Below are 22,476 nucleotides of genomic sequence, written 5' to 3' on the forward strand. Positions count from 1 at the left end.
GACGCTGAAACAGGAAGGGCGGTGACTTCGGTCACCGCCCTTTTCCATTCATTGGGACATCTCCGGCGCGGCGGCGCCAAAGCAACGGCCCGACCTCAGAACTTCTGCGCCGCCTCCACCGCGCGTTTCCACGCGGCGTATTTGCCCTTGCGCAGATCGTCCTCCATCGCCGGCTCGAACTGCCGCTCAAGCGCCCAGCCTTCGGCAAATTCCTCCATCCCGGGATAGATTCCGGCACGCTGTCCGGCAAGCCAGGCGGCGCCCATCGCCGTGGTCTCGAGCACCTGCGGCCGGTCCACCGGCGCGCCGGTGATGTTGGCGAGGAACTGCATGGCAAAGTCGCTGGCGCTCATGCCGCCATCAACCCGCAGCGCCGCCTCGTCGGCCCCTTTCCAGTCGGCATGCATCGCGTCGAGCAGGTCGCGGGTCTGGTAACCCACGCTCTCGAGCGCGGCCCGGGCGAACTCCGCCGGGCCGCTGTTGCGCGTCATGCCGAACATCGCGCCGCGACACTCGGCGTTCCAGTACGGCGCACCAAGCCCGGTGAAGGCCGGGACCAGCACCAGATCCTGCGAGGGGTCGGCGGCCTCGGCCAGCGGCTGGGTCTCCTTGGCGTGGCGGATGATCTTGATACCATCGCGCAGCCACTGCACTACCGCGCCGGCGATGAAAATCGAGCCCTCAAGCGCGTAGGTGCGCTTGCCGTCGAGCTGGTAGGCGATGGTCGAAAGCAGCCGGTTCTGCGAGCGCACAAGCTCTTCGCCGGTGTTGAGCAGCGCGAAACAGCCGGTGCCGTAGGTGGATTTCAGCATCCCCGGGCGGAAGCAGGCCTGACCGATGGTCGCCGCCTGCTGGTCGCCAGCCACCCCGAGGATCGGGATCTCGGTGCCGAAGAGATCGGCCCGCGCCATGCCGAAATCGGCGGCGCAATCCTTGACCTCGGGCAGCATCGACATCGGGATACCCAGCATCTCGCACATGGTCGAGGACCAGCGCCCCTTGCTGATATCGTAGAGCATGGTGCGGGCCGCGTTGGTGGCATCGGTCACGTGCACATGGCCCGCGGTCATGTTCCAGATCAGCCAGCTGTCGACGGTGCCGAAGGCCAGTTCCCCGGCCTCGGCGCGGGCCCTTGCACCGTCGACATTGTCGAGGATCCACGCCACCTTGGTGGCCGAGAAATAGGGATCGAGCAGAAGGCCGGTCTTTTCCGTCGCAACCGCCTCGTGGCCCTCGGCCTTGAGGCTCTTGCAGAACTCCGAGGTCCGCCGATCCTGCCAGACGATGGCGTTGTGGATCGGGCGGCCGGTCTTGCGGTCCCAGACCAGCGTGGTCTCGCGCTGGTTGGTGATGCCGATGCCGGCGATGTCGGCGGCGCGCACGCCGGCCTTCTCCATCACACCGCGGCAGGTCGCCGCCGTGGTGGTCCAGAGGTCCGAGCAGTCATGCTCGACCCAGCCCGAGGCCGGGTAGTGCTGCGGAAACTCCTCCTGCACCGACGCCGCGATGTTCAGATCCTTGTCGAACAGGATCGCGCGACTCGAGGTCGTGCCCTGATCGATTGCGAGAATATAGCCCATATCTCCCCCCTCCGGTCTTTCCCTTGCGGCGCTCCTGCCGCTCAATCTGTTGCGGGTGAGGCCCCCGTCCAGTCAGCCGACACGTGTGTCGACGCGACGATGGCCCGCCTGCATGTAATCCTCCAGCGCCGCGACCTGCGCCTCGCTCTGGCGCAGCCCGAGCTTGCTCCTCCGCCAGAGCACGTCCTCCGCGGTGCGCGCGTATTCGTGATCCATCAGCCAGTCGACTTCGGCCCCGGTGAGATCGCCTCCGAACATCGGGCCGAGCGCCTCGATATCCTTGGCCTCGCCGAGGATCTTGCGCGCCTCGGTGCCGTAATGCTTGACCAGCCGGCGCGCCCAGCGCTCGCTCAGGAACGGGTAGGAGCGCTGCAGCCCCGAGATCTGCGCCGGCACGCCGTCGACCGGGAAATCCCCGCCCGGCAGGGTGACGCCGGCGGTCCAAGACCCGCTTACGCCGGGCAGGTTCTCGGCGATCTTCTCGAGCGCGCTTTCCGCGAGGCGGCGATAGGTGGTGATCTTGCCGCCGAAGACGTTCAGCAGCGGCGCCCCGCCCGCGCCCTCGACCTTGATGGTGTAGTCGCGGGTGGCCGCCGTGGCGCTGCTGGCGCCGTCATCGTAGAGCGGGCGCACGCCGGAATAGGTCCAGACCACGTCCTCGGCAGAGATCTCCTGCTTGAAGTAGCGGTTGGCGAAGTCGATCAGGTATTGCTGCTCTTCCGGGCTGCAGTCGGGGCGCTTGTCAGGGTCGAGATGCTCGGCATCGGTGGTGCCGATCAGAGTGAAATCCTCCTCGTAGGGGATCGCGAAAATGATCCGCCCGTCGGTGCCCTGGAAAAAGTAGCACTTGTCGTGATCATAAAGGCGGCGCGTCACGATATGCGAGCCGCGCACCAGCCGGACACCCTCCTTGACGTTGAGATGCACCTTCTCGTGGATGATGTCGCCCACCCACGGGCCACCGGCATTGATCAGCATCCGGGCAAAATGGGTGACGGTCTCTCCGGTTTGGGTGTCCTGCACCTCCACCCGCCAGAGATCGCCGTCGCGCGCCGCCGAGAGCACCTTGGTGCGGGTCATGATCTTTGCGCCACGCGCCTCGGCATCGCGGGCATTGAGCACCACGAGACGCGAATCCTGCACCCAGCAGTCGGAATACTCGTAAGCCGTTTCGAACCGGTCTTCGAGCGGGGCACCCTCGGGTGTGCCCTTGAGAGAGACGGTGGAGGTGCCGGGCAGGATCTTCCGCCCGCCGAGGTGGTCGTACATGAACAGGCCCAGCCGGATCAGCCAAGCCGGGCGGCGCCCCTTCATCCACGGCATGACCTTGGTCAGCAGCTTCGAGGTCGGCGTGTCGCTCTCGAAGCGCATCGACGGGTGATAGGGCAGCACGAAGCGCATCGGCCAGCTGATATGCGGCATGGCGCGCAGCAGCACTTCGCGCTCGATCAGCGCCTCGCGCACCAGCCGGAACTCGAAGTATTCGAGGTAGCGCAGCCCGCCGTGGAACAGCTTGGTCGAGGCCGAGGAGGTCGCCGAGGCGAGGTCATTCATCTCGGCCAGCCGGACCGACAGGCCCCGCCCTGCCGCGTCGCGGGCGATGCCGCAGCCGTTGATGCCGCCGCCAATAATGAAGAGATCGGTCGCCTCTCGCGTCTGCTGGTCTGCCATGGCCCTGTCCTTGCTGCGATATGCGTCTTATCGGTATGCCGAAAGCACACCCGTCTCGCAAGTTAAACGCTTTCGCTTTCTTTCGTTTCCAGAAAATTGGCAAAAAACCGCACTTTCGCGTTGAAACGCGCAGCGCCCACGGGGAATTTCCCCGCCCGAAGATCAATGGGGCGGTAACATGGCACCATTTCGCAATCGATATGGCGGGAAATCTGCGCTATTCCCTTGCGAGATCGGCATGGCAGCGGCACAGTTGCGAACAAAAACGAAAGCCTCGAATGTCCAGCTCTTTTCGCCACCCCGAAATCCTCGAGATCGCGCGCCGCGACGGCAAGGTCAGCGTCGAACTTCTGGCGCAGCATTTCGGTGTCACCTTGCAGACCATTCGCCGCGACCTTGCCGATCTTGCCGAGGCAGGCCAGCTCGACCGGGTACATGGTGGCGCGGTGCTGCCCTCGGGCACGGTCAATATCGGCTACGAGGAACGGCGCGAGCTCAACCCCGCCGCCAAGAGCGCCATCGCACGGGCCTGCGCCGAGCAGATTCCGGACGACATCTCGCTGTTCCTCAATATCGGCACCAGCACCGAGGCGGTGGCCCGGCAGCTTCTCACCCACCGCAACCTGCTGGTGGTGACCAACAACATGAACGTCGCCAACATCCTCGCCGGCAATCCCGATTGCGAGGTCATCGTCACCGGCGGGCACCTGCGGCGCTCCGATGGTGGGCTGGTCGGCAACCTTGCCGCCGGCACCATCGGGCAGTTCAAGTTCGACCTCGCGGTGATCGGCTGCTCGGCGCTCGATGCCGAAGGCGACCTGCTCGATTTCGACATCCAGGAGGTCGGCGTGAGCCAGGCCATCCTGCGCCAGTCGCGGCGCACCTTCCTCGTGGCCGACGCCTCCAAGCGGACCCGCAGCGCACCGGCGCGCATCGCCTCGCTGAGCCAGATCGACACGCTGTTCACCGACGCGCCCCTGCCCGGCCCGCTGGCGCAGCGCTGCGCCGATTGGGGCACCGAGATCGTCATCGTGCCCTCGGCCTGATCCCGCGCGAGCCCCAGCTTTGCGGGACGCGACGCTGCAGCCGCCGGACGGCTGTCTTGACACTCCATCGCCTGCCGCCCATGAAGCCGGGGTCAGACGGCGCGAAAGGCATGTTTCATGGCAAAAGAGAAAGAAACCGGCGGCTTCCTCGAGACCGTCAAGACGATCGTCTACGCGCTTCTGATTGCGGGCGTGTTCCGGACGCTGTTCTTTCAGCCCTTCTGGATTCCCTCCGGCTCGATGAAGGACACGCTGCTGATCGGCGACTTCCTCTTCGTCAACAAGATGAGCTACGGCTACTCCTACGCCTCCTGCCCGTCGATCCGCCTGCCCGTCGTCGGGCTCGACGTCGACGCCAAGGACATCTGCGGCTGGCTCGGCGATGACAACGGCCGGATTTTCGGCTCCGAGCCCGAGCGCGGCGATATCGCGGTGTTCCGCCACCCGGTCACCGGGCGCGACTTCATCAAGCGCGTGATCGGCATGCCGGGCGACCGCATCCAGATGACCAACGGCCTGCTCTACATCAACGACGAGCCGGTCGAGGTCGAGCGCAACGGCACCTTCTCCGAGACCGCCGAGCCGCAGGGCCCGCAACAGCTGCGCCCGCGCTGCGAGAACGGCCCCGTGGGCACCGGCGGCGTCTGCGAGAAATCGCGCTGGACCGAGACCCTGCCCAACGGCAAGTCGCATGACATCCTCAACATCGCCATGCAGGGCTCGGACAACACCCGTGTCTATACCGTGCCCGAAGGCCACTACTTCATGATGGGCGACAACCGCGACAATTCCTCCGACAGCCGCGTGCCGAGCGCTGCCGGCGGCGTCGGCTTCGTCCCGTTCGAGAATCTGATCGGCAAGGCAAACCGCGTCGTCTTCTCGTCCTCCGGCCGCTCCATGCTGTTCTTCTGGACCTGGCGCGGCGACCGCTTCTTCCACAAGCTGCAATGAAGAGGTCTGCCGAGATCATCGCGCTCGAAGAGCGTCTCGGCCACCGCTTTGACCGGCCCGAGTTGCTGCGCCGTGCGCTGACGCACTCCTCGATGTCGGCCCCGGGCCGCGAGGACAACCAGCGGCTCGAGTTCCTCGGGGACCGGGTGCTGGGCCTCGTCATGGCCGAGGCGCTTCTGGCCGACGACCGCAACGCCTCGGAAGGCCAGCTTGCGCCGCGCTACAACGCGCTGGTGCGCAAGGAGACCTGCGCCGACGTGGCGCGCGAGGTTGACCTTGGTGCCGCGCTGAAGCTTGGCCGCTCTGAGATGATGTCGGGTGGCCGCCGCAAGATGGCGCTGCTGGGCGATGCCATGGAAGCGGTGATCGCAGCGGTCTATCTCGACGCCGGGTTCGAGGCCGCCAAGGATCTGGTGCGCCGGCTCTGGGGTGATCGGGTCACGCGCGTCGACGAGGATGCGCGCGACGCCAAGACCTCGCTGCAGGAGTGGGCGCAGGCGCGCGGGATGCCGCCGCCGGCTTACGTTGAGACCGCGCGCTCCGGCCCCGATCACGCCCCGGTCTTCACCATCGAAGCGCGACTCTCATCCGGCGAGACGGCGCAGGCCACCGCCGGGGCCAAGCGCAAGGCCGAGCAGGAGGCCGCCGCGGCGCTGCTTGCCAAGGTGACGGGTGGCTGAGCGCGGCGCGTCCGGAAATATGCTGGGCGCGCTCTTCATGTGCGCCGCCATGACGCTGTTCGCCATCGAAGACGCGCTCTTCAAATCGGTGACGCCGGCGCTGCCGCCCGGAGAGGCGACACTGATCTTCGGCCTCACCGGCACAGCGATCTACGTGCTGCTCACCCTGCGCGCGCGCGAACCGGTGCTGCACCCGGCAATCCTGCGCCCGAGCCTGATGATGCGGACCGTCTTCGAGATCATCGGACGGCTGTTCTTTGCCCTGTCGCTGGCCTACACGCCGCTCGCCATCACCTCGTCGATCCTGCAGGCCGCGCCTCTGGTGGTCACCGCCGGCGCGGCGCTGCTGCTGGGCGAGCAGGTCGGCCCGCGGCGCTGGATCGCCATGGCGGTGGGCTTCATCGGCGTGCTGATGATTCTGCGCCCGACGCCTGACGCCTTCCGCCCCGACGCCCTTCTGGCCGTCGCGGGCATGATCGGCTTCGCGATGCGCGATCTCTTCACGCGCGCCAGCCCGCCGGCGGTCTCGACCAACCAGCTGGGTGTGCTGGGCTTTGCGGTGCTCATCATGGCCGGGCTGATCATGCTGCCCTTCGACCCTGCCCCGCCACGCCTGCCCACGGGCACCGAGCTCGGCCGGCTGCTGCTGACCGGTGCCGTGGGCGTCGCCGCCTACACGGCGCTGACCCGGGCGATGCGCGTGGGCGAGGTCTCGGTGGTGGCGCCGTTCCGCTACTCGCGGCTCTTGGTGGCGCTGACCTTCGCCTTCCTGTTCTTCGGCGAGCGCCCGGACCTCTGGACGCTCGCGGGCGGGCTGCTGATCGTGGTCAGCGGGGTCTACACGCTGTTGCGCAGCGGCAAGCCGCGCGCCCCTGCCCGCCCCGAATGATCAGAGCTTCTCGCAGCTGACCTCGATCGCGGCGTCGCGACGCGCGCCGCCAAGCGACTCCTGCGCCAGCGCGATGGCCTGCGCGTTCTTCGACTTCCAGCGTTTCGCCTGAGACTGGCACTCGCCAAGGGGAACACCCTGCTCGCTGCCCTTGAGCGGCGAGTCGCGGTAGCTGCCATCGCCCTGCAAGGCATGGATGGTCGGGACGTAGAGGGTGTCGGCGCCAGCCACCGTGGCCAGCCCCATGGTCATCAGGGCCAAAACTGCTGCATGAACCTGTCGCATCAAAGTCTCCTTGCGCGTCGCTCCGAGTCGGAGCCTTCGCTATATAGGGCAGAGTGTCTGCCCTGCCAGCATCGCGTCCTATGGCTCTTTGCGCAAAAAACGACTATGTGATGCGGATCATTCCCCCAACGGACCAGCCCATGACCACACGCGCCGGATTTGTCGCCCTGATCGGAGAGCCCAACGCGGGCAAATCCACCCTCACCAACCGCATGGTGGGGGCCAAGGTGAGCATCGTCACCCACAAGGTGCAGACCACCCGCGCCCGCATCCGCGGCGTGGCGATGGAGGGCGACAGCCAGCTTGTCTTTGTCGACACGCCGGGCCTGTTCAAACCGCGCCGTCGGCTCGACCGCGCCATGGTCGCCGCGGCATGGGGCGGGGCGGCCGATGCCGACATCATCGTGCTTCTCGTCGAGGCCCATCGCGGCATCACCGAGGGCGTCGAGCGCATTCTTGAAGGGCTGGCCGATCTTCCTCAGGGGCGCACCGTGGCGCTGGCGATCAACAAGATCGACCGCGTCGAGGCCAAGGTGCTGCTGAAGCTGACCGAAGATCTCAACGAACGCTACGCCTTCGCCAAGACCTTCATGATCTCGGCCGAGAAGGGCCACGGCGTGAAGGACCTGCGCGAATGGCTCGCCGGCGAGGTTCCCGAGAGCCCGTGGCTGTATCCCGAGGACCAGATCGCCGACCTGCCGATGCGGACGATCGCCGCCGAGATCACGCGCGAAAAGCTGACCCTGCGCCTGCATCAGGAGCTGCCCTACCAGCTCACCGTCGAGACCGAGAGCTGGGAAGAGCGGCAGGATGGCTCGGCCCGCATCGATCAGGTGATCTACGTCATGCGAGACGGCCACAAGGGCATCGTTCTGGGCCGCAAGGGCGAGACGGTGAAGGCCATCGGCCAGGCCGCCCGCACCGAGCTCGAGGAGTTTCTCGGCCGCAAGGTGCACCTGTTCCTGCAGGTGAAGGTGCGCGAGAACTGGCTCGAGGAGGCCGAGCGCTATTCCGAGATGGGGCTCGACTTCAAGGACGGCAACTGACCCCGTGGCCCGTCTGACCACGCGGTTCTGGGTCGACGCCTACCTCGCCCGGCTGTCGTTCCAGACCATCCCTGCCTACGTGACCGCCCATGGCGACGACCATGCCGGCGCGGTTCTCGTGAAGCTCTCCACGCTTGACGGCAAGGCGCGGGCCTTCACCCGTGGCTTCGACCTGATGACCGGCGCCCGGCAATGGACCGAGCTGGCCTCGGGGGATGAGCGCGAGGTCGATGCCAGCATCGCGAAGCAGCGCGGCTTCGACCCCGATCTCTGGGTGATCGAGGTCGAGGACCGACAGGGCCGCCACCTGCTTGACGAGGAGGGGCTCTCGGACTGAGGCCCGCGCTACTCGGCGGCCCGCGCCGCCTGCCATTCGGGCAGGGGAAAGAGCCGGTCGTAGCCCCAGTTGAAGCACAGCGCGTAGAGCATGTAGAACAGCGCAAAAGCCGCATCCATCACCAGCGCCTGCCAGATCGAGATGCCGAGATACCAAGCGATGAACGGCATCAGCACCACCAGCAGACCGCCCTCGAACAGCACTGCGTGCAGGATGCGGACGCGCTTGGTCTTCTCGGTGCTGCCGGTCCGGCGCTGCAGCCCCAGATCGAAGAGATAGTTGTAGATCAGGTTCCACAGCGTCGCGAGCGTGGCGCTGACGATTCCGACCACGCCGATGTCATGCATTGGCATCTGGAAGACGAGCGCGCCGAGCGGGATAACCAGCAGCAGCCCGACGACTTCAAAGCTGAGGGCGTGGCGAAGACGATCAAGAGGTGAGCGCATGGCGACCTAGTCCTTGGTTGCCGGGCCGTCCCGAATGATATCCCGAACTGGGGGAGGTCGTCCTCTCACCTCAGAGATGCCAACGTCAGGGCCAGTCTTCAAGGCGCGGATGCGCGCGATTGGCGGATATGTGCTTTCGACAGCCCGAGCAGTGCCTCTGGCAGACCGCGTCGGCGGCTGCCAGACTGGCGACGTGACGAAAGGGAGGCGAGACGAATGAGCGAAACACGGGGAGGCTGCCTCTGCGGCGCGGTGCGCTTCGTGGCAAGCGGCGCGCCGGTCCGGGTCGGGATCTGCCATTGCACGGATTGCCGCAAGCACCACGGCGCGGCGTTCTTTGCGGCCGCCGTGTTCCCGGCATCGGCCGTCCGCGTCACCGGCGCGCCGCGCAGCTATCAGGGGCGGCATTTCTGCCAGACCTGCGGATCATCGGTCTTTGCACAGAGCGGCGAGGAGGTGGAGCTGCATCTGGGAGCGCTCGACACACCGGGCCAGTTCGCACCGAGCTACGAGCTCTGGACCTGCCGCCGCGAGCCTTGGCTGCCAGCCTTCCCCGATATGACCTCCTTCGAGCGTGACCGCGAGGAGATCTAGAAGCCGCCTCAGCCTTTGGTGCGCACCCGTTCAAAGCGCTGGCGGGCGATGTCCTCGTCGCGCTCGGCCTGCCGGTCGGCGGCCAGCGCGTCCTCGACATAGCTCAGATGCGCCTCGACGGCGGCCCGGGCGGCTTTCGGGTCGCGGGCCTGCAGCGCGGTGTTGATGGCGCGGTGCTGATCGAGCAGCGCCTCGCGGGTGGTGCGCTGCTTGAACATGACGGAGCGGTTGTAGAACACCCCCTCGCGCAGCAGCTGGTACATCGACCGCATCATGTGCAGCATGATGACGTTGTGACCGGCCTCGATGATCGCGAGGTGGAAATCGGCGTCGAGCCGCGCCTCGTCGGCCGGGTTGCGCTTGCCATGCGCCACCTCCATCTGCCCGAAGAGCTCGCCGATGACCCGCAGATCGGTCTCGGTGCCATGGGTCGCGGCGCGCTCGGCGGCGAGGCCCTCCATGTCGCGTCGAAAGCTCAGGTAGTCGAACACCGCCTCGTCATGGCGGGCAAAAAGCTGCACCAGCGTGTCGGAAAACGCCGAGCCCAGCGCCTCGGTGACAAATATCCCGGCCCCCGCGCGCGAGCTCAGCAGGCCGCGCGATTGCAGATCCGACACGGCCTCGCGCAGCGAGGGACGCGACACGCCCAGCCGCTCCGAAAGCTCGCGCTCCGCCGGAAGCCGCTCGCCCGGGCGCAGGATGCCACGCAGGATCAGTTCCTCGATCTGACGCACCACCGCGGCGGCGAGCTTTTCCGAATGCACGGGACGGAAGGGCATGAGAGGATCCGATCTTGCGAGAATTGGTCAGATCATATGACCGCACCGCCTTTGGACGCAAGGCGCTCTGGCGCGGCGTCACCGGTCAGCGCTCACCAGCGGTCGAGCGCAGCCTCGTCCTCGTCCTTGGCCGCGACCCACGACTGGTCGCCACCGGCGCTTTCCTTCTTCCAGAAGGGCGCGCGGGATTTCAGGTAGTCCATCAGGTATTCCGCCGCCTCGAAGGCGTGCTGGCGATGCGCCGAGGCGGTGGCGACCATCATGATGCGCTCGCCCGCCGCCATCTTGCCGTAGCGGTGGATCACCAGCACCTCGCCCAGCGACCAGCGCGCCTGCGCCTCGCTGGCGATCTTGGTCAGCGCCTTCTCGGTCATGCCGGGATAATGCTCGATCTCCATGCCCTCGAGGCCACCGGCCACGTCGCGCACCACGCCGGTGAAGGTCACCACCGCGCCAAGATCGGTGCGGCCCGCGGCGAAGAGCTCGGCCTCGGCGCCGAAATCGAACGGCGCCTCCTGCACCACGACCCGAAGTCCGGCCTGATCCGACATCGCCCGCCCCCCCTCAACCGCCGGTCATCGGCGGGAAGAACGCGACCTCGCGGGCACCGGCCAGCGGCGCATCGAAATCCGTGAGTTCTTGATCGACGGCCACGCGCAGCGCCGAGAGATCGGCAAAGGCCGCCTCGTAGCGCTCCTCGCGCGCCTTCAGCTCCTCGACCAACGCGGCCACGGTGGCGGCAGAGGTCTCGATTTTCTCTTTCGGCAGCCCGATGCGCTCGCGCACCCAGGCGAAATACAGCACGTCGATCATCTGTCGTCCCTCAGGTGGGGCCAGGCCTTCACAAAGTAGTCCCAGCCGGTGATCAGCGTCAGCGCGGCGGCCATCCACAGCAGCGTCAGACCGAGATAGCCCGCCCAGAGCATGCCCTGCTCCTTCCAGACCAGCCCGTGGATGTCCTCGGCCTCGCGACTGAGAATCGTGCTGACCTGTTCCGGCGATACGCCCTCGACGCTGACCGCAAGGTAATGCTCGAACACGCCTTGCGCGAAAAGCACCGCGATGGCGACCATCTGGAAGGTGGTCTTCCACTTCGCCAGCTTGGTGACCTTGAGCGTGCCGGCGGTGTCGCCGAGGAACTCGCGCAGGCCGCTGACGAAGACCTCGCGGAAGAGTATGAAGGTCGCGGGCAGCACCAGCCACGGCGACATCGAGGAATAGCCCACGATCACCATCAGCGCGATCACCACCATCGCCTTGTCGGCGATCGGGTCGAGCATCGCGCCGAGCTTCGATTCGAGGCTCCATGTCCGGGCGATATACCCGTCGAACCAGTCGGTTACGGCGGCGCTGATGAACAGCAGCAGCGCGAACCAATCCGCCAGCGGACGGGAGAAATACAGAAACATCACCGCCACGCCGGGAGCGGCGAGCAGGCGAAGGGCGGTGAGGGTGTTGGGCAGGGTCCAGCGCATGGACGATACGTAGCGCCCTTTTGGGGGCGAGGAAAGGGAGCCGCGCGCGACAGTTCAGCTCGATTGTCGCGCCAGCCGGTCGAGGAACAATCCGCGCGCAGCCGGCAGCGGCCTGTCGCCCAGCGCCGGGGCAAGCCGGTTCTCGAGGAAATGCCCCGTCGTGCGCAGCGCATCAAGGATCTCGCCGTCGGGCGCGGTGCCGCGGCCCAGCATCACCGGCGGCAGCGGCAGAAGCCGCGCCACCCAGTCCCCTGCCCCGAAGGCCGAGACCGCCCGCCCGGTGCGCGGCGAGACGTAATCGAGCGGTTCGTTGGTTCCGGTCACGGCGCAGGCCGAGAGATCGAGGCCGAAGCCCATCTCGTCGAGCAGCGCCATTTCCCAGCGCATGTAGGCCAGCGGCCAGAGGTCGCGCTCGGCCAGAAGGTCGAGCAAGCTCTCGGTGCGGGCATAGAGCGCCGGGTGGGCTTCGCGCTCGGGCAGGCAGAACGACAGCAGCGCCACCACCGCGTTGAGCCCGGCCAGCGACAGCCGGTCGGACATGGCGCTGGCGGCGCGCGAGCGCTGCGGCTCGACGGTCCAGGCGCCCATGTGATCCTCGAGTCGCGCCCGCCAGGTCAGGTCGAGCTGCGCGCCGGGCTGGAGCGAGGGCGCGATCTTGCGCGAGGTGCCGCCACGCAGCACGCCCATGTGACGGCCATGCTCGGCGGTAAAGACCTCGAGAATCGCCGAGGTCTCGCCATGCCTGCGGGTCGAGAGAAGAATGCCGGTGTCGCGCCAGTCCATGCGCGCGACTATCCTCCGCCTTGCCGGGATCGGCAAGTTGCGTCACATCTTGCAGCCATGACCCTGCGCGCGCGCCTCTTCGCTACGCTCATCGCCCTCGTCTCCGTGGCGGGGCTGGTGCTGCAGTTCGTGACCTACGGCATCGACCATCCCGGTGCCGATGCGCTTGACACGGTCTGGAGCCTTGCGCGCTATTTCACCATCCTGACCAACGCGTTGGTGGCGGTGAGCTTCACGCTCATGGCGCTTCGCGGGCGGATGCCCGGCCCGCTCTGGATCGGCGGCCTGACGCTTTGGATCGCCATCGTCGGGGTGGTCTACTACGCGCTGCTTGCCAACGCGGTGAGCGGGCTCGACGCGGTCGCCGACCGGTTGGTGCACATGGTGACACCCCTTCTGACGGTGGCGTTCTGGCTCTTCTGCGCCCCGAAACACGGGCTGTCTCTGGTCAGCGCGGCGACCTGGCTGCTCTGGCCGCTGGTCTATGTGGGCTATGCGCTGCTGCGCGGGCAGCTGGACGGGCTCTACCCGTATTTCTTCGTCGACCCGACAAGGATCGGCTGGGACGGCGTGCTCCGCTGGTCGGCACTGCTCTGCGCCAGCTTCGCCAGCGCCGGGGGGCTGCAGGTGGGCCTCGCCCGGTTTCTGCGCTAGGCCACAGGCCAAGCCCCGCCACAACAGCTATCGGCAGTCCCGCCCAGCCGGGGTCCTGCAAGCGATTGGTCCCCCTCTTGAGCCGCAGGGACAGGCGGCGCGCACGATGTAACCGAGGCGTGGGGCGCTCGCCTCTGTTGCGAGACCGCTTCCAACGACCGTCAGCGTGGCAGCCCTTCCGCGCAGCCTTCCGCGACCGTCTCAGAGTCAGAGTCAGATCCACACCACGCTCCAGCGGCCACCTTGGTCAAGCCGCCGCCCGGCCCCTCGTCCGTCCCGACTGGCCCGCAGCCCCGGATCCCCGGACAACAAAAAACCCGGGCGCGAACGCCCGGGCAGTTGGTCACGAAAGGCTGATAGGAAGGAGGAGATCAGCCTTTGGAGAATTCCGGGTAGGCCTCCATGCCCAGCTCGCCCATGTCGAGGCCCGCGATTTCTTCCTCTTCCGAGACACGGATGCCCATGACCAGCTTGAGGATGAACCACACGACCGCGGAGGTGACGACGGTGAAGATGCCGACCACGACGATGCCGTAGAGCTGCGTGCCGAGCGAGGCGTCACCGTTGGTGAAGACCACGGCGATGGTGCCCCAGATGCCGCAGATCAGGTGGACCGGGATCGCGCCGACGACGTCGTCGATCTTCATCTTGTCGATCGCCGGGATGGCGAAGACCACGATGATACCGCCGATGGCACCGATGATGGTGGCTGCGCCCAGCGAGGGGGTCAGCGGCTCTGCGGTGATCGAGACGAGGCCTGCGAGGGCGCCGTTCAGGACCATGGTGAGGTCGGGCTTCTTGAACATCACCTGGCTGACAATCAGCGCGGCGATGGCGCCACCGGCAGCAGCGGTGTTGGTGTTGGCGAAGATGCGCGACACGTCTGCGACGTCACCCACGGTGCCCATTGCCAGCTGCGATGCGCCGTTGAAGCCGAACCAGCCGAGCCACAGGATGAACGTGCCGAGCGTGGCGAGGGTCAGGTTGGAGCCCGGGATCGGGATCACGGTGCCGTCCTTGAACTTGCCGATACGCGGGCCGAGGATGATGGCACCGGTCAGAGCGGCCCAGCCACCCACGGAGTGCACGACGGTCGAGCCGGCGAAGTCGAGGAAGCCTGCTGCGTCGAGGAAACCGCCGCCCCACTTCCAGGAGGCCTGGAGCGGGTAGATGATCGAGGTCAGCACGATCACGAAGATCAGGAACGGCCAAAGCTTGATACGCTCGGCCAGGGTGCCCGAAACGATCGACGCGGTGGTGGCGCAGAACATCAGCTGGAAGAAGAAGTCCGAGCCGGTCGAGGCGTAGCCGTAATCGTCGGCGCCTTCGGCGGTCACACCCACGACTTCAAGAACCGCGGGGCCCCAGACGCCGGAGATGATGCCTTCGGAGGCCCAGGTGCCGAGCGGATACATCAGGTTGTAGCCGATCAGGTAGTAGAAGATCGCGGCGAGCGAGAACAGCGCGACGTTCTTCATGCACTGCATGGCGACGTTCTTGGAGCGGACGAGGCCGGCTTCCAGCATCGCGAAGCCTGCGGCCATCCACATCACCAGGAAACCACCGATGAGGAAGAGCAGCGAGTTGAAGATGAAGACGGTGTCGGTCGAGGCGTTGACGCCCGGAGCGGGGCCCTCGTCCTGTGCCAGGCCCAGCGAGGGCAGCGCGATCAGCGCGGCAGCCGGGGCGAGAGTCTTGAGAAGTTTCATGTTCCGTTGTCCCTTGTAATCTTTGCGAACGAACCGCGATCAGATCGCGTCTGCGTCGGTTTCGCCGGTACGGACCCGCACCGCCTGCGCCACGTCCAGCACGAAGATCTTGCCGTCGCCGATCTTGCCGGTCTGCGCCGTCTTGGTGATCGTTTCGACAACCTGGTCGGCCATGGAGGCAGCAACCACGATCTCCAGCTTGATCTTCGGTACGAAGTTCACAGCATATTCTGCGCCGCGGTAGATTTCGGTGTGGCCGGACTGAGAGCCGAAGCCCTTGATTTCCGTCACCATCATGCCGCGCACGCCGATACCGGTGAGCGCCTCGCGCACCTCCTCGAGCTTGAACGGCTTGATCGTCGCAATGATCAGTTTCACCTTGGTCCCTTTCAGTTTTGCAGACGGCTGCCTGCGGTATGCATGGGCAGAAAGCCGCCCGATGCCTGGCATTGGAAGAAAAGGCCCTTGTAAGGCCCGAGCGAGTCCCCATTGACGCACAAGAAAAGTGCTGAATCTGACTGATTGCATAATTTTAATGCACATCAAAAAGTCATTAATCGGGCAGTTTCGCGGTCTACATCACCCGCCAAAGTCGCTATCCTGCCTCGAAAGAGCAGCATGCCAGGCAAGACGACATGAGTGATTCAGGCCGGGGCAAGGGCCGGCTGGTGGCGGAGCGACGCTACCAGGAAAAGGCCGGCCAAACGCCCAGGAAATCCAAGCCGAAGAAGACCAACCGCAAGGCACCGCGGCGCAAGCCCGTGCGCAAGCGCAATCCCATCGCGGCCTTCTTCATCGGCATATTCCGCTGGGTCTTCGGCCTGATCTGGAAGATCACATGGCGGATCACGGCGGTTGTGGCGCTGCTGCTCGCGGTCGGCGTGGGCTATTTCTACGCCCAGCTTCCCCCGGTCGAGGACCTGCTCGACGGCCGCGCCCGCGGCTCGGTCACGCTGATGGACCGCAATGGCCAGATCTTCGCCTGGCGCGGCGACCAGTTCGGCGGCGCGGTGACCGCCGACAGCGTCAGCCCGCATCTGCGCAACGCCGTCATCGCCACCGAGGACAAGCGCTTCTACCGCCACTTCGGCATCTCGCCCCGCGGCATCGCCAGTGCCGTGCGCATCAATATGTCCGAAGGCCGCGGCCCGCTCTCGGGCCACGGCGGCTCGACCATCACCCAGCAGACCGCGAAGCTGCTCTGCCTCGGCGTGCCCTTCGACGACACCCAGTGGGAGAGCGAGGCCGCCTACATCTCTGATTGCCGCCGCACCACGCTGGTCCGCAAGGGCCGCGAGGCGCTCTACGCGATGGCGATGGAGGCCAAGTACACCAAGGACGAGATCCTTTCGATCTATCTCAACCGCGCCTACATGGGCGGCGGCGCCTATGGTGCCGAGGCCGCGGCGCAGCGCTATTTCAGCAAACACGCCGGCGAGCTGAACCCGCAGGAATCGGCGATGCTCGCCGGTCTGCTGACCGCGCCGTCGTCGCTGTCGCCGACGAACGACATCGAGCGCTCGCAGGCGCGCGCCGCCACGGTGCTGCGGCTGATGAACGATCAGGGCTTCCTCTCCGCCGAGCAGACCCAGCGCGCGCAGGCCAACCCGGCGGAACTTTCGGAAGAGGCGCAGCGCCGTCTTGGCGGCTATTTCGCCGACTGGGTGATGTCGACCGGGCCGGAGTTCTTCACCCGCGACACCACCGAGGACGTGGTGATCGCGACCACGCTCGACCCCAAGCTGCAGCGCGCCGCCGAAGAGGCGATGAACACCGTCTACCGCGAGAAGGTCACCAAGCCCGGCTCGGTGGTGCAGGCGGCGATCGTGGTGATGTCGGCGGACGGCGCCGTGCGCGCCATGGTCGGCGGCAAGAAGACCGGCGTCTCGGGCGTGTTCAACCGCGCCACGCAGGCCAAGCGCCAAACCGGCTCCTCCTTCAAGCCGTTCATATACGCCACCGCGCTGGAGCTCGGCTATTCGCCCTATGACACCGTCGTCGACGAGCCGTTCTGCATGAACATCCCCGGCTCGGGCCAGTGGTGCCCCGAGAACTACAGCCGCAACTACAAGGGAACGGTCACGCTCACCGACGCGCTCAAGCAGTCGCTCAACATCCCCGCGATCAAGATCTCCGAAAGCGTCGGCCGCGATCTGGTGCACAAGGTGGCAAACGAGTTCGGCATCAAGTCCGAGCTCAACGACACCCCTGCCATGGCGCTCGGCACCTCCGAGGCCACGCTGCTGGAGATGACCGGCGCCTATTCCGGCTTTCTCAACGGCGGCTCCGCGGTGGTGCCCTACGGGCTCAAGGAACTGCGGCTCAAGGGCGATGACGAGGTGCTCATGGGCACCGGCGGCGGCATCCGCGAGCGGGTGATCCAGACCGAGGCAGCGGGCCAGCTGACCTGGATGATGGAGAAGGTCATCACCGAGGGCACCGGTCGCCGCGCGATCCTGCCCGACGGCCGCCCGGCCGCCGGTAAGACCGGCACCTCGAACGATGCCCGCGACGCGTGGTTCATCGGCTTCACCGCCGACTACGTGGTTGGCGTCTGGATGGGCAACGACGACAACTCCCCGCTCAGCGGTGTCACCGGCGGCGGCCTGCCGGCCGACATCTGGCGCGAAACCATGGTACGCGTGAACGAAGGCCTGCCGATCAATCCGCTGCCCGCCATCGCCCCCGAGGGCCCCTCGCCGCAGATGGTCGAGGAGCAGCAGCGCCAGCAGCAACAGCAGCAGGCGCCGACGCAGGAACGCCGCCAGCGCGACAACTTCATCCAGCAGGTCCTGCGCGACCTTCTGGGCGGCGGCTGACTGACGCCACGGCGCACCGCGCGAGGGGCGGGATTTTCCTTTCCCTCGCGCCGCCGACACGGTCTAACACTGGCCACGTCCCCTCGACGGAAGGAGCCCCGGCATGAGCGTGAAAGAGATCTTCGAGAGCATGGAATACGGTCCCGCCCCCGAAAGCGCCGCCGAGGCGCTTACCTGGCTCGTCGACCAGGGCGACCGCTTCGGCCACTTCATCGACGGCGCCTTCACCCCGCCGGGCGAGACCTTCGAGAGCCGCAACCCGGCGACCGGCGAGGTCCTGGCGAGCCTCACGCAGGCGACACAGGCCGATGTCGACGCCGCCGTCTCTGCCGCCCGCGCCGCACAGGGCAAATGGGAGCGCCTCGGAGGTCCGGCCCGCGCCCGTCACCTCTATGCCATCGCCCGGCTGGTGCAGAAGCACGCCCGGCTTTTCGCGGTGCTCGAGACGCTGGACAACGGCAAGCCGATCCGAGAGAGCCGCGACATCGACGTGCCCCTCGTCGCCCGCCACTTCTACCACCATGCCGGCCATGCCCAGCTGATGGAGAGCGAGATGCCCGGACGTGAGGCGCTCGGCGTCTGCGGCCAGATCATCCCGTGGAACTTCCCGCTGCTGATGCTGGCATGGAAGGTCGCTCCGGCGCTGGCGATGGGCAACACCGTGGTGCTGAAGCCCGCCGAATGGACCTCGCTCACGGCCCTGCTCTTTGCCGATATCTGCCGCCAGGCGGGCCTGCCCAAGGGTGTGGTCAACATCGTCACCGGCGATGGCGCGGTCGGAGAGATGATCACCGCCTCGGAGGTCGACAAGATCGCCTTCACTGGCTCGACTGAGGTCGGCCGGAAGATCCGTGAGGCCACCGCCGGCAGCGGCAAGGCGCTGACCCTCGAGCTGGGCGGCAAGTCGCCCTACATCGTCTTCGAGGATGCCGATCTCGACAGCGCCGTCGAGGGGCTGGTGGATGCGATCTGGTTCAACGGCGGGCAGGTCTGCTGCGCCGGCTCGCGGCTTCTCGTTCAGGAGGGCATCGCCGAGCGCTTCCACGCCAAGCTCAAGGCGCGCATGGAGAAGCTGCGCATCGGCGATCCGCTCGACAAGTGCATCGACGTGGGGGCCATCGTTGATCCGGTGCAGCGCGACCGCATCGCCGCGATGGTCGCAGGCAGCGACGGCGAGATCTTTCAGTCCGACCCCTGCCCCGAGGGCTGTTTCTACCCGCCGACGCTGATCTCCGGGCTGTCGCCGGCCTCGAAGCTGATGCAGGACGAGATCTTCGGCCCGGTTCTGGTCTCGGCCACTTTCCGCACGCCTTCCGAGGCGGTGCAGATGGCCGACAATACGCGCTACGGCCTCGCCGCCAGCGTCTGGTCCGAGAACATCAACACCGCGCTCGACATCGCGCCCAAGCTCGCCGCCGGCGTGGTCTGGGTCAACGGCTCGAACATGTTCGACGCCGCCGCTCCCTTTGGCGGCCTGCGCGAAAGCGGCTTCGGGCGCGAGGGCGGCCCGGAGGGTCTCACGGCCTACACCCGCGACAGCCGCAAGCCCAAGGCGCTCAAGCCCATCGCGCCCTTCGGCGGCGACGAGGCCGAGCCGCAACCGGTGGACCGCACCGCCAAGCTCTATATCGGCGGCAAGCAGGCGCGGCCCGATGGCGGCTACGCCCGCGCGGTCAACGACAAGCGCGGCAAGCTCATCGGCCAGGCGCCGCTGGCCAACCGCAAGGACATCCGCAACGCCGTCGAGGCGGCGCGCGGCGCGGCAGCGTGGTCTTCGGCCAGCGCCCACAACCGCGCTCAGGTGATCTATTATATCGGCGAGAACCTCTCGGCGCGCGCCGAGGAGTTCGCCGCCACCATCGACCGCATGACCGGCGCCCGCACCGGCGCCAAGGAGGTCGAGAAATCGGTCGAGCGGCTCTTTACCTATGCCGCCTGGGCCGACAAGTTCGACGGGCGCATCGCCAACGTGCCGTTGCGCGGCGCGGCGCTTGCCATGCGCGCGCCCTGCGGCGTGATCGGCGGCTTCTGCCCCGATGCCTACCCCCTGCTCGGGCTCGTGTCGCTGATGGCCCCGGCCATCGCCATGGGCAACCGGGCGATTCTCGTGGCCTCCGAACCGTTCCCGCTCGCCGCGACCGAGTTCTACCAGGTGCTCGAGACCTCGGACGTGCCGGGCGGCGTGGTCAACATCCTCACCGGCAGCCATGCCGAGCTCGCGCCCACGATGGCCAGCCACATGGATATCGAAGCGGTGTGGAGCTTCTCGGGCGCCGATCTCTCGGCAGAGATCGAACGCGGCGCGGCAGGCAACCTCAAGCGCGCTTGGGTGAATTACGCCCAGGACCGCGACTGGATGAGCGCCGACGGCGAAGGCCGCGCCTTCCTCGAGGCCGCGACCGAGGTCAAGACGGTGTGGATCCCCTGGGGCGCCTGATACGGGCTTGATACGTGGCGGCGCGGGCGTTAAGCGCCGCGCTGCCCTGCGATCATTGAGATTTTGCGACTCCGATGCTATCTTAAAGGCACGCCCGGCGCCGGGGTGGCTTTCGGCGCTTGCAACCAAGGAGGACAACGTCCTGACACTTACTGCGAATGCGGCCGGTGCCGCAGAGCCGGGGGCGCCGATGAACGGCCTGCCCCAATCCGAGGTCACAAGCGAGCAGATCCTCGCGCGCATCCTCGAAAGCCTCGATGACAACAAGGCGGAAGACGTCGTGCAGATCGACCTGCGCGGCAAGACCTCCGTGTGCGACCAGATGGTCGTGTGCTCGGGCCGCTCCTCGCGTCAGGTTGTCTCGATCGCCGAGAAGCTGGTCGAAGACCTGAAGCACGATCTGGGCCTGCTGCCCAAGATCGAGGGTCAGGACACCGGCGACTGGGTTCTGGTCGACACCGGCGATGTCATCGTCCATGTCTTCCGCCCGGAAGTGCGCGAGTTCTACCAGCTCGAGAAGATGTGGATGCCGCTTGGCAAAACCGCGCAGACCGTGACCTGACCACGGCCTCATGCGCGTACATCTTTGCGTCGTGGGGCGCCTTCGGGCGGGCCCCGAACGCGATCTTGTCGACGACTACCTGAAAAGATTCGACCGCACCGGTCGTGCGCTCGGGCTTGGCCCGGTGCGCGTGGTGGAGGTCGACGACCGCAAGGGCGGCGGCATGGCCGCCGAGGCGGAGTTGCTGCGCCGCGCCCTGCCCTCCGGCGCGCGGCTCTGCATCCTTGATGAACGCGGCAAGCTGATGAGCTCTCCGGATTTCGCCCAGACCCTCGGCCGCTGGCGCGATGACGGCACCCAGGACATGGCCTTCGTCATCGGCGGCGCCGACGGCATCGACCCGTCGTTGCGCGCCGAGGCCGACATGGCGCTGTCCTTCGGGCAGATGGTCTGGCCGCACATGTTGGTGCGGGTGATGATCGCCGAGCAGCTCTACCGCGCCGCCTCGATCCTCGCAGGAAGCCCATACCACCGCGTGTGAGGCCCCGCGACGATTCACCTGAGCGGGAATTCGCGCGCGCAGCATTCCACGGCGGCGGGTTTCCGCTAGCGGTATTGAGGCACCATTGCCAAGCCCGACATGCTTGAATTAGCAGGATTCCCAAGCGTGTGCTCGCTGCCTGAAATCGCGCGCATGCGTCGGCAACCCTGTCCCCAGCGGTCAATTCCCGTCCGCGAGTCGGCGCATCTCAAGGCCCCGGAGTTCCCCAAACTCCGGGGCCACCTTCTTTCTTGGAAAGAGACTGCTCAGCTATAGGCGTAGATCAGCAGACCGGCGCCGAGAATGACGCGGTAGATGACGTAGGGCGTGAAGCTCACCGAGTGCAGCAACCGCATCATCAGGGTCAGCGCCGCCAGCGCCGCACCAAAGGCGAAGACCGCGCCGATCAGCCCGTCGATGGCAACGCTGGCATCGGCCTCGGAGGCGACCTCGAGCCCCAGCAAAGCGCCCGAGGCGAGGATCGTCGGGATCGACATCAGCATCGCGATCTTGGCGGCGTCGTGCCGATTGTAGCCCAGAAACCGCCCGCCGGTGATGCAGATGCCCGAACGCGAGGTGCCGGGGATCAGCGCCACCGCCTGCCAGAGCCCCATCTTCAGCGCATCCATTGCGCCCCAGTCCTGCTCTTCCTTGTGCACCGGCCCGCGCTGGTCGGCCCAGTAGAGCACGATCCCGAAGCCCAGCATCGTCCAGCCGATCACCGCCACCGAGCGCAGCGCCTCGTCGAGACCGGTGATCTTCATCAGGAGGCCCGCGATGATCACCGGGATGGTGGCGATGATCAGGCCGAAGGCGAGCCGCGCCCCCGGCGTCTCGCGCCGTCCGCGGATCAGGTCGACGGTGCCCAGCGCCGCCACGCGTACGTCGCGCCAGAAATAGAGCACCACGGCGGCCAGCGTGCCGACATGCACGGCAACATCGATGGCCTGCCCCTGATCGGCCATGCCGGTCAGATTCGGCAGAAGAATCAGGTGACCTGAGGAGGAAATAGGCAGAAACTCGGTGATGCCCTGTATCAGGGCCAGCAGGATGAGCTGCAGCATTGGCATGGGCAGGAACCTCCGGCTAGCCTCACACCGTGTCTATAACGCCCTTGTTTCAAGGGGAAAAGCGTCAAATAGGTCCGGTTCGTTACTCAGTTTTCATGAAAGAATGCTGTGCGCCGAGTCGTGTTCGCAAAATAAAGCGAATATAGGTCAGCCTTTCTGACTTTTCTTTCAATTCAGCTTTC

Annotated in this window: 24 protein-coding genes; 12 read left to right on the plus strand and 12 right to left on the minus strand. The window is 66.5% G+C overall.

The genetic code is table 11. From position 1 onward, the window contains the following. Positions 1-95: 95 nt before the first annotated feature. Positions 96-1,580: a glycerol kinase GlpK gene (glpK, locus tag JF542_RS19285; protein ID WP_207077044.1), complete on the minus strand. Its 1,485-nt coding sequence runs from the start codon at positions 1,578-1,580 to the stop codon at positions 96-98. A 72-nt stretch (positions 1,581-1,652) separates the two neighbouring features. Next, complete coding sequence (gene glpD, locus JF542_RS19290) at positions 1,653-3,251, minus strand: glycerol-3-phosphate dehydrogenase (protein WP_207077045.1); 1,599 nt, start codon at positions 3,249-3,251, stop codon at positions 1,653-1,655. 278 nt (positions 3,252-3,529) lie between these two features. Here glpD and JF542_RS19295 point away from each other — a divergent pair, with 278 nt between their 5' ends. The 4 genes from JF542_RS19295 (at position 3,530) to JF542_RS19310 (ending at position 6,817) form a co-directional block, all read left to right on the plus strand. Beyond that, the gene (locus tag JF542_RS19295; protein WP_007794589.1) at positions 3,530-4,297 is read left to right on the plus strand and encodes a DeoR/GlpR family DNA-binding transcription regulator; all 768 of its coding nucleotides are present in this window, start codon (positions 3,530-3,532) and stop codon (positions 4,295-4,297) included. Between the two features lie 117 nt (positions 4,298-4,414). Then, a complete protein-coding gene (gene lepB, locus JF542_RS19300) occupies positions 4,415-5,248 on the plus strand; it encodes a signal peptidase I (protein ID WP_207077046.1) in 834 nt (277 codons plus the stop codon). After that, positions 5,245-5,928 (plus strand): ribonuclease III, encoded by a 684-nt coding sequence (gene rnc, locus JF542_RS19305; protein WP_007794595.1) that lies wholly within the window; start codon positions 5,245-5,247, stop codon positions 5,926-5,928. The genes lepB and rnc overlap by 4 nt, the downstream gene beginning before the upstream one ends. A gap of 19 nt (positions 5,929-5,947) precedes the next feature. Then, positions 5,948-6,817 carry a DMT family transporter gene (locus JF542_RS19310; RefSeq protein WP_207077111.1) on the plus strand — a complete coding sequence of 290 codons (870 nt, stop codon included), beginning with the start codon at positions 5,948-5,950 and terminating at the stop codon, positions 6,815-6,817. Here the strand turns inward: JF542_RS19310 and JF542_RS19315 are convergent, their stop codons facing one another. Then, complete coding sequence (locus JF542_RS19315) at positions 6,818-7,102, minus strand: hypothetical protein (RefSeq protein ID WP_207077047.1); 285 nt, start codon at positions 7,100-7,102, stop codon at positions 6,818-6,820. Between the two features lie 140 nt (positions 7,103-7,242). Here JF542_RS19315 and era point away from each other — a divergent pair, with 140 nt between their 5' ends. Further along, positions 7,243-8,148: a GTPase Era gene (gene era / locus JF542_RS19320; RefSeq protein ID WP_007794606.1), complete on the plus strand. Its 906-nt coding sequence runs from the start codon at positions 7,243-7,245 to the stop codon at positions 8,146-8,148. A 4-nt stretch (positions 8,149-8,152) separates the two neighbouring features. Then, entirely contained in the window at positions 8,153-8,485 is a 333-nt protein-coding gene (locus tag JF542_RS19325) for a DUF1491 family protein (protein WP_207077048.1), read from the plus strand. 8 nt (positions 8,486-8,493) lie between these two features. Here the strand turns inward: JF542_RS19325 and JF542_RS19330 are convergent, their stop codons facing one another. Next, positions 8,494-8,931 (minus strand): PACE efflux transporter, encoded by a 438-nt coding sequence (locus JF542_RS19330; RefSeq protein WP_207077049.1) that lies wholly within the window; start codon positions 8,929-8,931, stop codon positions 8,494-8,496. A gap of 216 nt (positions 8,932-9,147) precedes the next feature. Here JF542_RS19330 and JF542_RS19335 point away from each other — a divergent pair, with 216 nt between their 5' ends. Then, positions 9,148-9,525: a GFA family protein gene (locus tag JF542_RS19335; RefSeq protein WP_207077050.1), complete on the plus strand. Its 378-nt coding sequence runs from the start codon at positions 9,148-9,150 to the stop codon at positions 9,523-9,525. A gap of 8 nt (positions 9,526-9,533) precedes the next feature. Here the strand turns inward: JF542_RS19335 and JF542_RS19340 are convergent, their stop codons facing one another. The 5 genes from JF542_RS19340 to recO form a co-directional block, all read right to left on the minus strand. After that, positions 9,534-10,304, minus strand: coding sequence for a FadR/GntR family transcriptional regulator (locus JF542_RS19340; RefSeq protein WP_007794618.1), 771 nt, complete (start codon positions 10,302-10,304; stop codon positions 9,534-9,536). 92 nt (positions 10,305-10,396) lie between these two features. Then, complete coding sequence (locus JF542_RS19345) at positions 10,397-10,855, minus strand: molybdenum cofactor biosynthesis protein MoaE (protein WP_207077051.1); 459 nt, start codon at positions 10,853-10,855, stop codon at positions 10,397-10,399. Positions 10,856-10,868: 13 nt separating this feature from the next. Continuing rightward, the gene (gene moaD, locus JF542_RS19350; RefSeq protein WP_207077052.1) at positions 10,869-11,117 is read right to left on the minus strand and encodes a molybdopterin converting factor subunit 1; all 249 of its coding nucleotides are present in this window, start codon (positions 11,115-11,117) and stop codon (positions 10,869-10,871) included. After that, a complete protein-coding gene (gene pgsA, locus JF542_RS19355; protein WP_207077053.1) occupies positions 11,114-11,779 on the minus strand; it encodes a CDP-diacylglycerol--glycerol-3-phosphate 3-phosphatidyltransferase in 666 nt (221 codons plus the stop codon). The genes moaD and pgsA overlap by 4 nt, the downstream gene beginning before the upstream one ends. A 54-nt stretch (positions 11,780-11,833) precedes the next feature. Further along, positions 11,834-12,562, minus strand: coding sequence for a DNA repair protein RecO (recO, locus tag JF542_RS19360; protein WP_207077054.1), 729 nt, complete (start codon positions 12,560-12,562; stop codon positions 11,834-11,836). Positions 12,563-12,619: 57 nt separating this feature from the next. Here recO and JF542_RS19365 point away from each other — a divergent pair, with 57 nt between their 5' ends. Then, entirely contained in the window at positions 12,620-13,216 is a 597-nt protein-coding gene (locus JF542_RS19365) for a Pr6Pr family membrane protein (RefSeq protein ID WP_007794636.1), read from the plus strand. A 371-nt stretch (positions 13,217-13,587) separates the two neighbouring features. On the opposite strand, the gene JF542_RS19370 is transcribed toward JF542_RS19365, so the two are convergent. After that, on the minus strand, positions 13,588-14,925 hold the full coding sequence (locus JF542_RS19370) for an ammonium transporter (RefSeq protein ID WP_007794639.1): 1,338 nt from the start codon (positions 14,923-14,925) through the stop codon (positions 13,588-13,590). 39 nt (positions 14,926-14,964) lie between these two features. Further along, complete coding sequence (locus JF542_RS19375; RefSeq protein ID WP_007794645.1) at positions 14,965-15,303, minus strand: P-II family nitrogen regulator; 339 nt, start codon at positions 15,301-15,303, stop codon at positions 14,965-14,967. A 257-nt stretch (positions 15,304-15,560) separates the two neighbouring features. Here JF542_RS19375 and JF542_RS19380 point away from each other — a divergent pair, with 257 nt between their 5' ends. From JF542_RS19380 to rlmH, 4 genes are all read left to right on the plus strand, one after another. Continuing rightward, positions 15,561-17,744 carry a transglycosylase domain-containing protein gene (locus JF542_RS19380; protein ID WP_007794648.1) on the plus strand — a complete coding sequence of 728 codons (2,184 nt, stop codon included), beginning with the start codon at positions 15,561-15,563 and terminating at the stop codon, positions 17,742-17,744. A 103-nt stretch (positions 17,745-17,847) separates the two neighbouring features. Beyond that, positions 17,848-20,181, plus strand: coding sequence for an aldehyde dehydrogenase family protein (locus JF542_RS19385; protein WP_207077055.1), 2,334 nt, complete (start codon positions 17,848-17,850; stop codon positions 20,179-20,181). Between the two features lie 190 nt (positions 20,182-20,371). After that, positions 20,372-20,743 carry a ribosome silencing factor gene (gene rsfS / locus JF542_RS19390; RefSeq protein ID WP_007794657.1) on the plus strand — a complete coding sequence of 124 codons (372 nt, stop codon included), beginning with the start codon at positions 20,372-20,374 and terminating at the stop codon, positions 20,741-20,743. Between the two features lie 10 nt (positions 20,744-20,753). Continuing rightward, positions 20,754-21,224, plus strand: coding sequence for a 23S rRNA (pseudouridine(1915)-N(3))-methyltransferase RlmH (rlmH, locus tag JF542_RS19395; RefSeq protein ID WP_207077056.1), 471 nt, complete (start codon positions 20,754-20,756; stop codon positions 21,222-21,224). 266 nt (positions 21,225-21,490) lie between these two features. Here rlmH and JF542_RS19400 read toward each other — a convergent pair whose 3' ends face one another. After that, on the minus strand, positions 21,491-22,294 hold the full coding sequence (locus JF542_RS19400) for an undecaprenyl-diphosphate phosphatase (protein ID WP_207077057.1): 804 nt from the start codon (positions 22,292-22,294) through the stop codon (positions 21,491-21,493). Between the last annotated feature and the right edge of the window lie 182 nt (positions 22,295-22,476).

It is taken from the genome of Salipiger bermudensis, assembly GCF_017309175.1.
GTDB lineage: Bacteria > Pseudomonadota > Alphaproteobacteria > Rhodobacterales > Rhodobacteraceae > Salipiger > Salipiger bermudensis.